This is a genomic window from Thermoleophilum album (genome assembly GCF_028867705.1).
In the GTDB taxonomy this organism is placed as follows: Bacteria; Actinomycetota; Thermoleophilia; order Solirubrobacterales; family Thermoleophilaceae; genus Thermoleophilum.
The window spans coordinates 1,480,625-1,495,420 of the sequence record NZ_CP066171.1; the positions used below are offsets into that span (position 1 = coordinate 1,480,625).

The following is a 14,796-nucleotide window of genomic DNA, read 5'->3' on the forward strand; positions in this document are numbered from 1 at the left end:
TCCGCAAAAATCCCCGCTCCAGCGCGCCGCTGCCTCGAGCGGCAGGCGCCAGGGGCCGGCAGCCGCTTCGGGCCCGCCCGCCGAGCAGCGGCCGGCTCTCGATCGTTGGCGACACGACACGCGAAGGCCAAGGAACATGCCTGTAGCACTCAAGGAGTGGGCGATCACAGTGCGCGCTCTAGCGGAGGGCGAGCAGCTGCTGACCCTCCGCAAGGGAGGCATCCGCGAGGACGGCAAGCACTTCGAGCTCGAGCACGATCGCTTTTTCCTCTACCCGACGTTCGACCACCAGCGCAACGATCTTGTACGCGAGTCGCACCTGCCCGAACTCTCTCGCGCGCTCGAGGAGGGAGTCTGGCCCGAGGGCGCAGAGCCGGCGCCAGAGGAGCTGATCGAGGACGGCGGTGTGCCCCAGCCCGATCGGGTGCGGATCCGCGCGTTCGCTGAGGTCGCGGCGAGCTACCTAGTCACCGATCCGCGCGTGGTCGACGCGCTCACGCCCTACCACGTCTGGACACCCGACTACGCGCAGAAGCGTCTCAACTGGAAGCCGCGCTTTCCGCTGCACGTGATCGTGCTGCGCACGTACCGCATCCCGCGCCCGGTGACGGTGCGCGTGCGGCCCCAGTACCAGGGGTGTCGCTCGTGGATCGAGATCCAGCGCGATCTCCCCTTCGAGGGCACGCCGGTGCTCGCCGACGAGGAGTTCGAGCGCGCCGCGGCCGAGATCGAAGCGATCGCGGCCGGCATCGGGTCTGCGGCTGCGGCACTCTAGCGTCGCCGTCGTACTGCTCTCGCCTCGCCGTAGCTGCGTAGGCAGCCCCGTGTAGGCCGCCCACGGTCAGCGTGCCGGCACCTGCTCGTGCTGCTCGACCACCTTCCAGCCGGCCCGCACCGGGTCGAGGAAGTAGGGCGGGCTGCGGAAGCGCAGGCGGTCGTCGTAGGTGTAGTTCTTGGCGTAGCCCGTCACCGGCGAACCGCCGCTGAACGTCCCAACTGGACCGCGGAAGCGCTGCGCGATCACGCCCGTCACGGTTAGCGTCCCGAGCGGCGAGCCCTGGTCGTAGTTGTCGACCAGGAAGGAGTGCGACAGCGCCAGGATCGCTGCGTCGATCGTCGGGTTCGACAGCGATCCCGCTGCGTTCGCGCCCGACGAAGTGACCGGGTGGTACACGCGCACGAACTCGTTGGCGATCAGCCCGAGCAAGACGTCGCCCGAACGCTGGATGTTGCCGTTGATCACGATGTCGTCGGCGGCACCGATCGTGAGTGGTTGCGCGTAGGTACCCCGCACCCACGCCTCGCCGCAACTCGTCGCGCTCTGATATTGGCGGCGTTGGTCGTAGGGCGTCGGGCAACCGCCACTAGCCCGGTCCACGTAGAGCAGCCCGTTCGACGGCAGCGACATCGTGCAGGGGTTCGACAGACCGAGCGAGGAGCACTTCGCCGGGTTGTCGACCGTCATCGACGTCCCGTTCAGCGTGATCACCGTACGTCCCTGGAACAGGTAGGTTGGGTCCGTCTGCTGCTTCAGCTGCCCGTTTGTGGGCGGCATGTCGAGCACTGGCGCGCCGGGCTGGTAGGCGCCCTGCCACACAGGCGAGCCCGAGCAGTTCCTGGTCTGCCAGCCGGGCGCCGGCTCGGAGATCTCGACCGGGTCGTTGGCGTTGCGCCCGAACACCGGGTTGCCGCACACGTAGATGCCGTCGTTGGTGTGCATCGGCCCGCGCACGTAGTCGCCGGTGATGAAGTAGATCGGTGTGCACGGCGTGTCGTTGTCGCCGAGCGGCCGCCCGTTGCGGCGGTAGCGCTGACACTGCGCACTCGCCTGTGCCTGGGTCTGGCTGCCGCTGTAGACGGCGGGGTCGCGGGTCTCGAAGTCGGTGAAGTAGATGAAGTTGAGGAAGCTGCGGCGCTTGAAGCGAACGATGATGCTGCGCTTGACCGGACGGTCGCTGTTCGTGCGCGGTGCCCGCGCGCGGCCGGTGACGCGGATTCGGAAGGTGCCGCTGGCGGTGTCGATCATCGAGCCGATCGGATCGCTCGGATCGCACGCGGACTTGCCCGGCGCAGGAAGCAGCTCGATCGTGTACTGGGCGGTGTCGCCGGGGATCGTGCGCCAGCGGCGCGGGTCGCTGCCGGTGCCATTCCAAGGCTGGTTCACGGGGTTGACGTCGCCTGGCGAGGGCGGCGGCACGTTGTCGCACTTGGTCCAAAAACTCGGGTCGATGGCGAGGCGGTACGAGTAGTAGGCGACGCCAGCCTCGGCCGCAGCCCATGCTTTCTTCCGCTGGAGGTCGCTACCCGAGGCACGAATGTCGGGGACGACGGCAGCGAACGCAGCGGCGACGAGCAAGCCGCCAACGAGCAGTACGCCCATCAGCGTGACGGTCGTGAAGCCGCGCTCGCCACGGCAGACAGCCAGAACCGCGCGCAGTGTTCGTCGCCAGCCTCCGCTACGCACAGGAGGGACCTCCGGTCGCACTGGTGTTGTCGGCCGAGCGGACAAAGACCTCGTTCTGCAGATCCGAAGCCCGTCGGGCCGCTGACGGTTTGTTCGACGGGCGGGACTGGAAGCTCACGACGATGCGGATCGTGCGGGCGGCGTCGCTCGCCGAAAGCGGCGTGCCGAGGCGCACGGTCGCGCCACCGTCGCTGGTATCCCAGGCGTAGTAGTCGAAGATCGGCGCCCCCGAGCTCGCTGGCCAGGCTCGCTCGAGCAGCAGGTTGGTTACCGTCGGTTGGGTCGGGTAGGTGAGGTTCGGGTAGGTGCCGCCGGTCGGCCGCCAAACGCGCTCGACGAGCGTTCGCGCGGACGCGTCGTAGGCGATCTCGCGAATCTCGACCGCGTTGCGCGATGAGCCGTCGGAGATGTCGGCATAGAAGCGCACGCGGTTCTGGTCGCCGTAGATGATCGGGGTGTTGGCACCAAGACAGACCTGGCTGCGCAGGTCGCGGGTAATCTGCGCCATCGCGCTACGGGCACTGGCGAGACCTGCCGCCCGGTCGCTCACCTCGGCCGACGCGTTCCAGGAGCGGTCGAGAATGGCTAGACCGGCACCGAGGATCACGAGGCCGATCAGCATCGCCGTCAGCAGCTCCACCAGCGTGAAACCGCGCTCGTCTGTGCGCACGCGGGCGATCACGGACACGACCCCCTCGCCGAGCTGCTGCTCGGGATCGTCACGTTGATCGTCGCCGTGCCATCAGGCGAGGTGTTGGCGACGTTGCCGGTGACGTAGACGTAGCGCGCACTCGAGCCCGAGCGGTTGTTGTCGACGCAGATCCGGTAGGTGCCGAACGGAAAGCCAGGATCGGACAGACGGCCCTGGCTGTTCGTCAGCTTGCGGAAGGTCTGCGAGCAACCGCTGTCCTGCGAGTAGGCGACCACGTCGGCGTTCGCCACGAGCTGGTTGCTGCTATCGCGCACGACCACGTTGATCGCCGGCTGGATCACCGTCACCGTCGCCGTCTGGCCAGGGTCGAACGTCGCGAGACCCGGGTTCGACTGGTAGTAGGAGGCGTTGTAGACGGTCGGGTTGTTGGCGGCGCAACCGCCGGTGAACACGCCGTAACCGGACGGGAACGGGAAGAGATCGCCGGTCGTGATCGAGGTAGCGGGGCTCGACAGGTTGTAGGTCTTGTAGTTCGGCGACGGCAGGCTCGAGTTGGCCACCGACAGCATCTGCGCCTGCGACTGGTAGAGCGTGCCACCGACCTTGGTCGCGATCTGTGCCGTGATACGACCGGGGCGGTCGATCTTCAGCGTCTTGTTCACCGTCTGCCCGGCGATCGGCGAGACGACGTCGGTGGGCGGGCTCGTACCGTCCATCTCGACGTAGCTCGCAGGCGCGGTGACGTTGTAGTCGCCACCGGGCACGCCGGCGAAGAACACGCAGCCCTGCGAGTTCGTCGTCGCCGTGAGGTTGATCGGTCCCGACAGCTGCACCGTCACGCCGGGGAGCGGCTGGTCGTTGCGGTCGAGCACCGTCAGCACGATCGCACCGCCCGAAGCGTCGAGCGGTGTGCCGCGCGGCGTCACCAGGGTGGTGATGCGCACCGGCGTCGACAGCGCCGGTGAGCTCACCGTCGAGGTCAGGCGCATGTAGTTCGCCTGGACGTTGGGCGCAGAACAGCCGGCGTCCGTTCCCGAGTCGGACAGCCAGTCGGCGCGCGAGCGGATCGTGTAGGTCACCCCTTTGACCTGGACGGTGCGGGTCTGGTCGAGGTTGAGAAGCTGGTCGTTGCGCAGGCTGCGCATCCGGTCGATGTCCTGCTCGGCGAGGTTGGTGGCGACGGTGCGGGAGCGGTTGACGGTGTTGGCGCGCTGGAAGTTGTCGAGACCGCCGAGCAGCGCTGCCGCCGCCATCGCGACGAGCAGGGCGCCCATCATTACCTCGACCAACACCCACCCGCGCTCGCTGGCGAGACCGCCGCGCCCGTCGCCGACAGCGCCGCGCCTGCGGGAGCGCCGCGCCGCGTAGAAGGTCGTCGCGGATCTCGATCGGCTGGCGCGGGTGTCGTCGGTGAGAGGGGCCATCTTCCCTGACGGCTGCACGTGCTGGTTCCACTATCGGCAGCTGGAGCGCGCCTGCAATCGAACTTTGGTCCAAGGTTCTCCGCGCCCGGTAAAACGCACCGCGCCTAGCCGGTGGGGGCGCGAGCCCGCAGCGGAGCTCCGGGGCGCTGCCCGCAGCGGAGCGACGGCGCGAAGCGCGCAGCGAAGCGACGGCGCGAACCGCCCAGCGGAGCGACGGCGCGAACCGCCCATCGGCACACCGCTGCGGTCGAGCGGCGGTAGCGTGCCGGCGTGGCTTGGACCGAGAGCTACTCGGCGTCGTTCAGCGCTCGCCACGAGCGCGCCGAGACCGACAGCGCACAGCGCACGCTTGACGACCTCGAGCGCTTCCGCCTCGAGCTGGCCGAGCTCGGCTTCCGCACTCCCGGCGAGATCGCCATCGTTTTCCACCCCAACGAGCTGTCCCTGCTCGCCGCCCAACCGGCGCTCGCAGCGTGGCGAGCGGCGCAGACCCGCCATGCCCGCCGCTATCTGGCGGGCTGGGCAGCGAGCGGCGAGCTGCACCTGCTCGCTGCGCCTGCGCTGCGCCGCCGGGCCGCAGCGACACCGCTCTCGGAACGGGCGTTGCGCGCCACCGCTCGCCGCCTCTACGTGCAGGCGGCGGCCGCGGCCAGCGGCTGGCCTCTGCCGCCCCCGCTCACCGCCACGAGCGGCGGGGCGCTGCGCCGCCTGGGCTGGCTGTTCGAGGGTCCAGCCGCCGTGCTCGCCGGCCAGAGCGACGGACTCCTCGCTGCCCTCGCCAGTCGTTTGCGCGACGGACCCTTCGACGCGCTGCCCCCCTCCACGCGCGACGCCTACCTCGGTGGTTTCGCGCTGTGCGCGACGCTCGAGGAGCAGCGCGGCCGCGCCGCGGTGGCTTCGCTCGTTCTCGCCGCCTGTCGTAGCGAGCCGCGCGGGCGCGGCGAGCACCTCGTGGCGCGCGCGTTCTCGCGACCGCTCGGCGAGGTGCGCCGCCTCGTGGCGCGCTTTCTCGACGAGCTGCCGCGACGGCTGGCGCGGCTCGAGCGCTAGCGACCGCGCTCGGCGAGAACCTCGAGCAGCGCCTCAACGACGCGCGGGTCGAACTGCGTCCCGGCGTTGCGCGCGAGCTCCTGCCGCGCCACTTCGACCGGTAGTGCCGGGCGGTAGGGGCGGTCACTCGTCATCGCGTCGTAGGCGTCACAGGCAAGCACGATGCGCGCGCCGATCGGGATCTCCTCGCCCGCGAGGCCATCGGGGTATCCCTGGCCGTCCCAGCGCTCGTGCTCGTGGCGAACGATCGGCAGCACGTCGCGCAAAAACTCGATCGGGCGCAAGATGCGCTCGCCCGCGATCGTGTGCTTCTCCATCTCCCGCCGTTCGGCGTCGGTAAGCGGCCCGGGCTTGTTGAGGATCGAGTCGGGTACAGCGATCTTGCCGATGTCGTGGAAGATCGCGCCGAGCCGCACGCGCTCCACCTCGCGCTCGTCGAGGCCGAGCTTGCGCGCCACCGCCTCGGCGTGCTCGACGAGCGAACGCGAGTGCTCGGCGGTGTAGGAGTCCTTGGCTTCGAGGGCGGCGGCCAGCGCCTCGGCGGTTCCCGTGTAGGCGCGGTCGAGACGCTCGTAGAGCAGCGCCGAGCGCAGCGACGCGCCGAGCAGGTCGGCGACCGCTTGCAGGGCGAGCGCGTCGTCCTCGTCGAAAGCGCCGGCGGCGCGTTCGGCGACGAACAACGCGCCCCACAGCTCTCCCCCCGCCCACACCGGCGCCGCTGCCTGCGAGCGGGCGGCGTCCCAGTCGGCGACCGTTTCGAGCGCGAACTCGTTGCCCTCGGCGCGGGCGTCGCTGGCGACGAGCGCCTGCCGTTCGCGCAGCGCCCTGCCGACAATCCCCGCATCGCGCGGGATCCGTGGCTGCCCGCCCGCCAGCGCCGCCGGTCGACCGCGGGTGGCGACGATCGACAGATCGCCGTCGTCGGTGAGGCGCAGCACCGCGCAGGAGTGGAAACCGAACGCTCGATGCAGTTCGCTCGCCGCGGTCTCGACGATCCTGCCCGGCTCGACCATCGCCGCCAGCCGCGCTCCTAGCTCGGCAGCGAGCGCTAGCTGCCGGGTGCGCTTGCGCAGCCGAACTGCTTGTTCGGCGACGTCGTCGCTGAAAGCTGGTTCGAGGGACGGCCTGTGCGACATCCGTCGCACAGCCGGGAGCGGCGAGTCGTCGAAGGCGAAATCGAGCGGCACCTCGCCAGCGGCAACGGTTGCGCCACGCCCGAGCCGCAACTTGCCGTACAGCAGGGCGCGATCGGCACGAGCGACGAGGTCGGACGCCGTCTCGCCCGGGCGCCACTCGGCGAGCCCCACCGTCATTCCCACCTTTTCCCCGAGTTTGAGCTGGGCGAGCGCTGCCTCGACACGGTCGCGAGCGCGCCGCGCTGCGCTGCGCGCTTCGCTTTCGGTCGCGTCGACGACAACTAGCGCGAACTCGTCACCGCCGTAGCGGCCGACGAAGTCGAAACCACGGACAGACTGCCGCAGGGCATAGCCCACGGTGCGCAGCACCTCGTCGCCGACAAGGTGGCCATGCCGCTCGTTCACCAGCTTGAAGTGGTCGAGGTCAATCAACAGCAGCGACAGCCGATGGCCGCTGCGGCGGCAGCGCTCGACTTCGCGGCCGAGCGCTTCGTGCAAGGCGGCGTGGTTGAGACAGCCCGTCAGCCCGTCGGTGCGGGCGACGAGAGCGAGGCTTTCGTGAGCAGCGGCATTGCGGCAAGCGACCGCCGCGAGCTCGGCGAACGCCTCGAGCAAACGGACCTCGTCGCGGCCGAGACGGGTGTGGCGTCGAAAGCCGACGCTCAGCACTCCCCGCAAGCGCCCGCCCCAGCGCATCGGCACCGACACACCGGCCCGCAAGTCCGAGAACACGTCGCGCGGTGCGCCTACCTCGGTCGGGTAGTCGTGCGTGACGAGCGGCTCCCCGCTCTCTGCGACGCGTCCCGCCGCGCCCTCGCCGACGGCTAGCTGCAGCCCGATTGCCTCGGGCGGCAGTCCGTGGGCAGCCTCCAGCACCAGCGCCGGCACGGGCTCACCCTGTCTGTCGAATCCGGGGGAAACCGCGGGCAGAGGTCCACCGAAGCCGCTGTCGAGCTCGCTGTGTCGATCGTCGACCGTTGCGGTGAGGCGGAACACGACCGCTGTGTCGGCGTCGAGGATCGCTGCCGCTTCGCGACAGATGCGGGTAAGCACACGCGGGACGTCGAGGCTTTCGTTGAGAAGCTTGGCCGCTCGCAAGAGAGCCGAGAGGCGGGCGATCTCGCGCGCTCGCTCGGCGTTTCGGCTGGCTTGGCCGAGGACCGTGTCAAACATGTCAGCAAGCTCGCGCGCGAGCGCGACGGCCGACACCTCGTCGACCGTGCCGGCATCGACGAAGAGAAAGACCTGGGGCCGCCCCGGCTCGGCGCGCCCGATCGGTACCGCCAGCAAGCGCGCATCCCCGCCGAGAGCCGCATGGACACCTAAAGTCGCGGTGAGCACGCGCCCCTCACCGGCAAGAAGCAAGCGAGGCTCGAGCAGCCCGTCGACAATGGCCAGCGCTCGCTGCGCAGCGTCGCCGGCGAGCGAGACATGGTCGCTGGCGGGTGACGACGCCAGCACACGCCACTCTTCGCCCCCCGGGCTGACAGCGACAAGCCCCGCCCACGCCCCCGCGAAGAGATCGCGCGCCACCTCGACGAGGCTGCCGCGAAGCGCCACGGGATCCTCACCCGCACAGCCGATGAGGCGCCGGATGGCTTTGAACACCGTCGCTACCGCCCCGCCCGAGCGAGCCTCCCGCGGGCGTGCTCGGTTGTCCTCGGCGGTGGGAACGGCGCCCTGCGAAGAGCTGTCCCATCCGGGCTGCGGGGCCTTGGCGCTGGGCCGCAATGGTGTGCCAAGGTTGCCGCCCAGGGGTGGTGTAAACGCTTCGCCGTTGGCCACGTCGTGAGCAGGCGATTCCGGGCGCGAACCGCCGGGCGGCTCTCGGGACGCTTGCGCCATGGGGTACAAGTCGGCAATTACCCCAAGCACTTGACGGCGAGTCATTTCGGCTTCGCCTGGGCGAGAACGCTGCCGATCCTTCTGCTTCTCCGCCCAAGCCGAAGACGCTGCGGCCGTTCATCCCAGGAAAGCAGCCGCGACGAGGAGGGCAACCACCTCGAAGAGAGCGATAACGGCACCGAGCGTGTCACCGGTGCGGCCACCGACGGCCCGCACGGCAACCGTTGCCGAGGCGCTGCCGGCAAGCGCAGCAGCGACGACGAAGCCGACGCCGAGCGCCCACCCCCAAGGCGCCACCAGGGCAGGCGCGAGCGCTGCGAGGAGCGCAGCGCAGCCGCAAGCCATGACGACACCGGCGCCGGGAGCGAAGCTAGCGCCAAGACCCTCGGGGCGTGCCGCGGGTGCAACAGCGGCCTGAGCGACAGCCGCGAACCGAGCGCATCCCGCAACGGCCACGAGCACGGCTAGCGCTTCCGCGCTGTCGAGGCGGGAAAGCGCAGTTTGTACGCCCCCTAGCCACGCGAAGACGGCCACGGCCCCGAACGTGCCGAGGCGCGGATCGCGCAAGACGGCCAGGCGTCGGTCGCGTCCGCGCGCACCGACAGCATCGGCACAGTCGGCGAGCCCGTCGAGATGGAGGGCGCCGGTGAGAACGACCACCACCAGCGCGGCGGCGAGCGCTGCACCGCCGCTACCGAGCGCTCCCTCCGCCACCCAGCGCACGCCCCCGGCGACCGCTCCGACCGCAGCGCCGACGAGCGGAAACAGCGCCACAGCTAGCCCTGCGGGCGGCGGCGCGCCGCGCAGGGGCACGATCGTGGCGAACGCGACCGCTGCTCGCACCTGAGCGAGGACGGTGCGGACGGGGCCCGCGCCGCTTGGCGCCGATCCGGCGCCGCAGGGCGATCCGGCGCCGCTCGCCGACCCGGCGCCGTCCGGCCGCTCGGAAGCCGGCCCGTCAACCATCGCTCGGGGGAGGCGCTGCGTTCTGGTCGGCAGCCGGTTGCTCGGCGCCGACTGGACGCTCGGTGCTAGCACCGTGGCGTTCGGAACAAGCGGCGAGGGGCACGTGGGGAACATCGACGCGTTCGGAGCGAGCGGCGCTCTCGGCGGCGAGCGAACGCGTAACACCGGCGCCCGCAAAGGTCGCCATGCGCGCGAGCGCAGCACCTGTGGCTTCGACGAGGCGAGCGGCGAGAACCGCTCCCGCGCCCTCGCCGGCGCGTAGCCGCAACTCGAGCAGCGGTTCCAAACCCAACTCGCGCAGCACGAGACCGTGACCGGGCTCGGCTGAACGGTGGCTCGCGATCAACACCTCCCACACCGCCGGATCGATCGAACAGGCGACGAGGGCCGCAACACCGACCGAGAAGCCGTCGAGCAGCACCGGTACCCGTGCCTCGGCGGCGGCGAGGAGGGCACCGCACAGCGCGCAGTGTTCGAGCCCCCCGCAAGCGGCGAGCAGCGCGACAGGGTCGTTGGCTTTGCTCTGGTGGCGAGCGACGGCCGCGGCCACGACGCGCCGCTTGCGCTCGAGACCGGGAGCGTCCATTGCCGCTCCGCGACCGACGACCGCCTCCACGGGCGCAGCGAGCGCCAGCGCCGCTATCGCAGCCGACGTTGCGGTGTTGCCGATGCCGATCTCGCCAAGAGCGAGTGCCGCGCACCCACGGCCGAGCAGCTCGCGGGCGAGCCTGCGACCACACTCGATCGCCTCGTCTACCTCGGCGCTGGTTAGCGCGGCACCGGTGGTCATGTCGCGCGTGCCGCGCCGCACGTTGGTGTCCGTCACGCCGGGCGGGGTGGGCAACGCGAGTCCGATGTCGGCAACCAAAAGCTCGTGGTCGAGCGCCGCGGCGAGCGCGCCAACGGCGGTTGCGCGGCGGGCGGCGGCAGCAGCTACCTCGCTCGAAACCCGTTGCTCGAACAGCGAGGAGCCGTGGCGGACGTGGCCGTGGTCGCCGCAGGCCACGAGCACGCCCCACTTCGGCCGCTCGGGCGGTGGCGCGCCGGTGATCCCCGCCCAGCGCAAAGCGAGCTCCTCGAGACGGCCGAGACCGCCCGGGGGCTTCACGAGCTCGTCGAGAAGATCGCGCACCGCCGTTTGGGCAGCGCCGTCAGGCAGCTGTGGGGAGGTAGCCCTCCGCCCCGCCGCGTTCCCAGCGCCAGCGCCAACCGCCGCCGGCCTCGCTGCGGTCGGTCCCGGCCGCTGTTGGCGCATCGCTGCGCGCGCAGCCTCGCCGCGCTCGCGATCCCAGCGCTCCTCCATCACCACCACATCGAGCGGTAGGCGCTTGCCCCAGCCGGCGGCCTCTAGGCCGGGACGCGGGGGACGCTCGTCGGGCCAACCGACACACAGCCACGCGACGGGGTCGACACGCTCGGGAATCCCGAGCAACGCGCGCAGGTCCTCGTAGCGGTAGAAGCTCACCCAGCCGACCCCGAGCCCCTCGGCACGCGCCGTAAGCCACAGGTTTTGGATCGCGCAAGCCACCGACAGCTGGGCGGTCTCGGGGATCGTGCCGCGACCGAGCACCTCGCTCCCGGGCTCGCCGTTGTCGCAGCACACACAGATCCCGAGCGGTGCCTCGACGATGCCCTCGATCTTTTGGTCGAGGAACTCGTCGCCGCGACCAACGAACCGCTCCGCCTGGCGGAGGCGCTCGCGCTGCGCAATCCGGCGTACGGCGCGCCGCGTCTCGAGCGAGCGCACGACGATCAACCGCCACGGTTGCATGAGACCGACCGACGGCGCACGGTGGGCGGCAGCGAGAAGCCGGCCGAGGACATCGTCGGGCACTGGATCGGGCCGGAAGCGGCGGATATCGCGGCGCGCGGCGATCACTTCAGCGAGCGCTGCTCGCACCCCCTCGGACAGCCGCCAGCCAGCAGGATCCGCGGCACGCTCGTGCGGCCGCGAGGGATCGAAGCCCTCGGGCGTGCGCGGTCGCGCCACCCGTGGATGTTCCTTGGGCGCCGGCTCGCTCGCCACGACTCGGCAGCTTAGGGCGCGTACGTCCCCCGGCTCGGGACAGTCTCCGCTTGCGGCGTGGCGCGACGCGTGGCGCGACGGATGACCGCTCGATGCGCCATCCTTGGCCGGTGCCGGAGCCTCGTAGTGCCCGCTCGCAAGAGCCAGCTCGCGCTCACACCCAGCCGCAACGGTTGGCGGTGCGCCTGCGCGGTGTGGTGAAGCGCTTCGGAGCGCTGACCGCCGTCGACGGTCTCGACCTCGACGTTCCCGAGGGAACGTGCGTCGGGTTGCTCGGCCCGAACGGCGCCGGCAAGTCGACGACGATGAAGATGCTCACCGCCCAGGTGCTCCCGGACGCGGGCGAGATCGAGGTGCTCGGCTACCGGGTGCCTGCCGAGTCGAAGCAGGCGCGGATGGAGTGCGGCGTTGTACCCCAGCTCGACAACCTGGACGTCGAGCTGACGGCGCGCCAAAACCTGATGGTGTTCGCGCGCCTGTACCGCGTGCCGCGGTCGCAGCGCCGCGCCGCCGTGGAGCGGGCGCTGGCGATCGCCAACTTGACCGATCGCGCCGACGAGCTCGTGGATCGGCTGTCGGGTGGCATGCGCCGGCGGCTCTTGATCGCCCGCGCGCTCGTGCACCGGCCGCGGCTGTTGCTGCTCGACGAGCCGACGGTGGGGCTCGACCCCCAAGTTCGCCAGGAGCTGTGGCTTTTGATCGACCGCTTGCGGCGCGAGGGCACGTCGATCCTGATGACGACGCACTACATCGAGGAGGCCGAGCGCCTGGCCGACAAGGTGTCGATCATGGCGGCGGGACGCATCGTCGCAGAGGGACCGCCAGCCGAGCTGGTACGCACCTACGCCGGCGAGGAGACGCTCGAGGTGTACGGCCCGCCCGCGGAGCTCGAGGAGCTGCGCGCAACCGCCGAAGCGCGCGGGCTGCGCGTGCGCCGCACGGGCGCCGCGCTCGCGATCCTCGGCGCCGAGCGCGCCGACGGCTGGCTGCCCCGAGGTGTGCGGCGCGCAGCTTCGCTCGAGGACGTTTTCGTCATCTTGACCGGCGAGGAGGTCGAGTGAGCGCGACACAGGCTGCCACCGCAAACGCGGCGCCGAAACCACCGGCTGCGGGGTCGGCTCGCCGGCGGCTACACCGCCTCGAGCCGGCCGCGATCGCCGGTGTGATGAGCCGCGATATCACCAACTTCCGCACTTTCTGGAAGACGACGACGTTCTCGTCTGTGCTCGACCCGACGATCTATCTGCTCGCCTTCGGGCTCGGGCTGGGGGCGTTCGTCGAGCGGATCGTCGTCGCGGGTCGCGAGGTGCCGTACGTCGAGTTCGTCGGCACGGGCATGGTGGCGACGGCGGTGCTCTTTTCGGCGACGTTCTCGGCGATGTACGGGGTTTTCGTCAAGCATCGCTTCCAGCACACCTACGACGCCATCCTTGCTGCCCCGGTCGATGTCGAGGAGCTCGCGACGGCCGAGATCCTTTGGCTCGGGCTGCGCGCGGGCGTGTATGGCTGCGCGCCGCTGCTCGTGACGATGCTGTTCGGTCTCGACCCCGCGCCAGGGATGCTGCTGGTGCCGCTGTTCGGGGCGCTTACCGGGCTCGGGTTCGCCGGTCTCGGCGTTTTCGTCGCCGCAACGGCGTCCAAGATCGACCACTTCAACTACGTGCAGAGCGGCCTGGTTACGCCGCTGTTCTTGGTGTCGGGCACTTTCTTTCCGATCGACCAGCTGCCGCAGGCGCTGCAGACCGTGTCGCTCGCCAACCCCCTCTACCACTGCGTCGAGCTGGTGCGCGCGGCCGTGTTCGGACTCGACGGGAGCGACCTCGTCCATGTCGCGGCCTTACTCATGTTCGCCGCGATCACCTGGCGTTTGGCGATCGCGCGGCTCCAGCGGCGGCTGATCATCTAGATCCGGCGAGGTCGCGGGCGGCCGGGGCGCTGTCCCGCGCTAAGGCCGGGCGCCTAGGTTGGCGCTATGGGCGCGCCGGCGGTGCCGCGAGGCGGCGGCGCTGCCCTTAGACGGCACTCGGCGCTTGTGCCGGCGCTGTCCGCCTGCGCCGCCCCCGCTTGTCGCCGCAGCGGACCGTCCCTACGCTCGGGTTCATGCCCCCTGCATGCTGGGCTCGCCGATGGGGGCAGGCGCCCCTCTCGCGCGATCGACGCCTGCGGCGCGCAGCGCTTCTCGCCGGGGTTGCGATCACTACCCCCGCAGCCGCGACGCTACCGCTCGCCAGCGCCGCCCGGACCTTGAACCCCCAACCGCAACCGACGTGGACGGCGGCGGCAGCAGCCGCAGCGAGCATCGATGACCTCACACCGGCGCGCGTCGAGCGTTTCGCCGACAAACACGGCCGCACGTTCGCTGTCGGCAGCGACATCGCCGGCATCGACCTGTCGCGCTACGCGCGCATCGTCGCGGCGACGATCCACGGCGACGAGATCGAGCGCGTCCAAGTGTTGGTGGCAACCGACGAGCAACTCGTCGACCTGTGCGGGCGCGGCGCCGCCGCTTGCTACTACGGGGCCGATGACGGAAGCGGCTGGGGGCAGATCAACGTCGCCGCAAGCGATCGCGACATTCGCCACTCCCTCCTTCACGAGTACGGCCACCACCTCGACAACCAGCTCGTCGGGCTCGGGCGCGGGGTGCGTTTCGGCCAGCTTTCCTGTGCTGTTGGCGCTGACGGTTCGCGCCGCTGGCTGTTCGCGCGCGAGCGCCAGAGCCAGATCGTGGCGCGCCGACGCGTGGGCTGCTCGGCCAGCACACCGTGGCGGCGGCTTCTGCCCGAACTCTTTGCCGAGGACTATGCGTACGCTAACGGCATCCGCGAATGGGAGCTGCGGCTTTTCGCGCCGCCGCGGCGCGCCACGCTGGCCGCGCTCCGCGCCGATTTGGCGCGGCCGTTCCGGCCGCGAACCGTTGTCTGGCGTGGGCGCGTCGCGGCGGGTGGTGCCCTTGTTCGCACGCTCGCGCTCACCGCGCCCACTTTCCTGCGCGCGACGGCTGAGGCGCGCAGGGGTCTGCGCCTTGCCTTGTCGCTCGCACGCCGCGGCCGCCGCGTCGCAGGCGCGAGCGGCAGCGGCGCGAGCGAGCGTGCAGCCGCTCTTGTCCCTGCCGGCCGCTACCAGCTTTCGCTGCGCTCACTCGGTGGCAGCGGCGCTTTCCGCGTGCGGATCGAGCTGCGCTGACGCGGCGAGCTCGAGCTCCCGGCCGGCACCGCGAACGCCATCGGTTG

Annotated in this window: 11 protein-coding genes; 5 read left to right on the top strand and 6 right to left on the bottom strand. The window is 70.8% G+C overall.

All coding sequences use genetic code 11. The annotated features are described in order from the left end of the window. The first annotated feature begins 136 nt into the window (after positions 1-136). Positions 137-775 (top strand): DUF1802 family protein, encoded by a 639-nt coding sequence (locus JDY09_RS06955; RefSeq protein ID WP_274716203.1) that lies wholly within the window; start codon positions 137-139, stop codon positions 773-775. A 66-nt stretch (positions 776-841) separates the two neighbouring features. Here JDY09_RS06955 and JDY09_RS06960 read toward each other — a convergent pair whose 3' ends face one another. From JDY09_RS06960 to JDY09_RS06970, 3 genes are read right to left on the bottom strand one after another with little or no spacing between them, the layout of a single operon-like run. Continuing rightward, a complete protein-coding gene (locus tag JDY09_RS06960) occupies positions 842-2,464 on the bottom strand; it encodes a hypothetical protein (protein WP_274716204.1) in 1,623 nt (540 codons plus the stop codon). Then, positions 2,457-3,146 carry a PulJ/GspJ family protein gene (locus tag JDY09_RS06965; RefSeq protein ID WP_274716205.1) on the bottom strand — a complete coding sequence of 230 codons (690 nt, stop codon included), beginning with the start codon at positions 3,144-3,146 and terminating at the stop codon, positions 2,457-2,459. The genes JDY09_RS06960 and JDY09_RS06965 overlap by 8 nt, the downstream gene beginning before the upstream one ends. Then, complete coding sequence (locus tag JDY09_RS06970) at positions 3,143-4,540, bottom strand: carboxypeptidase-like regulatory domain-containing protein (RefSeq protein ID WP_274716206.1); 1,398 nt, start codon at positions 4,538-4,540, stop codon at positions 3,143-3,145. The genes JDY09_RS06965 and JDY09_RS06970 overlap by 4 nt, the downstream gene beginning before the upstream one ends. A gap of 270 nt (positions 4,541-4,810) precedes the next feature. On the opposite strand from JDY09_RS06970, the gene JDY09_RS06975 reads away from it, so the two are divergent. After that, complete coding sequence (locus tag JDY09_RS06975; protein ID WP_274716207.1) at positions 4,811-5,590, top strand: hypothetical protein; 780 nt, start codon at positions 4,811-4,813, stop codon at positions 5,588-5,590. On the opposite strand, the gene JDY09_RS06980 is transcribed toward JDY09_RS06975, so the two are convergent. The 3 genes from JDY09_RS06980 to cobT all read right to left on the bottom strand — a co-directional run bounded on the left by JDY09_RS06980 (position 5,587) and on the right by cobT (position 11,563). Beyond that, the gene (locus JDY09_RS06980) at positions 5,587-8,334 is read right to left on the bottom strand and encodes an HD domain-containing phosphohydrolase (RefSeq protein WP_274716208.1); all 2,748 of its coding nucleotides are present in this window, start codon (positions 8,332-8,334) and stop codon (positions 5,587-5,589) included. The two genes, JDY09_RS06975 and JDY09_RS06980, sit on opposite strands and share 4 nt — an antisense overlap. A 354-nt stretch (positions 8,335-8,688) precedes the next feature. Further along, the gene (locus JDY09_RS06985; protein ID WP_274716209.1) at positions 8,689-9,414 is read right to left on the bottom strand and encodes an adenosylcobinamide-GDP ribazoletransferase; all 726 of its coding nucleotides are present in this window, start codon (positions 9,412-9,414) and stop codon (positions 8,689-8,691) included. Between the two features lie 115 nt (positions 9,415-9,529). Next, positions 9,530-11,563: a nicotinate-nucleotide--dimethylbenzimidazole phosphoribosyltransferase gene (gene cobT, locus JDY09_RS06990; RefSeq protein WP_274716210.1), complete on the bottom strand. Its 2,034-nt coding sequence runs from the start codon at positions 11,561-11,563 to the stop codon at positions 9,530-9,532. A 194-nt stretch (positions 11,564-11,757) separates the two neighbouring features. Here cobT and JDY09_RS06995 point away from each other — a divergent pair, with 194 nt between their 5' ends. From JDY09_RS06995 to JDY09_RS07005, 3 genes are all read left to right on the top strand, one after another. Continuing rightward, complete coding sequence (locus JDY09_RS06995) at positions 11,758-12,624, top strand: ABC transporter ATP-binding protein (RefSeq protein WP_428837474.1); 867 nt, start codon at positions 11,758-11,760, stop codon at positions 12,622-12,624. Beyond that, the gene (locus JDY09_RS07000) at positions 12,621-13,469 is read left to right on the top strand and encodes an ABC transporter permease (RefSeq protein WP_274716212.1); all 849 of its coding nucleotides are present in this window, start codon (positions 12,621-12,623) and stop codon (positions 13,467-13,469) included. Before JDY09_RS06995 ends, JDY09_RS07000 begins: the two co-directional genes overlap by 4 nt. Before the next feature lie 194 nt (positions 13,470-13,663). Continuing rightward, positions 13,664-14,749, top strand: a complete 1,086-nt coding sequence (locus tag JDY09_RS07005; protein WP_274716213.1) for a hypothetical protein — start codon at positions 13,664-13,666, stop codon at positions 14,747-14,749. The last annotated feature ends 47 nt before the right edge of the window (positions 14,750-14,796 follow it).

What these genes read in the sequence shown, in the direction of transcription:
- JDY09_RS06955 (WP_274716203.1), top strand. Translation starts at nt 137, where the DNA reads ATGCCTGTAGCACTCAAGGAGTGGGCGATCACAGTGCGCGCTCTAGCG.
- JDY09_RS06970 (WP_274716206.1), bottom strand. Translation starts at nt 4,540, where the DNA reads ATGGCCCCTCTCACCGACGACACCCGCGCCAGCCGATCGAGATCCGCG.
- JDY09_RS07005 (WP_274716213.1), top strand. Translation starts at nt 13,664, where the DNA reads ATGCCCCCTGCATGCTGGGCTCGCCGATGGGGGCAGGCGCCCCTCTCG.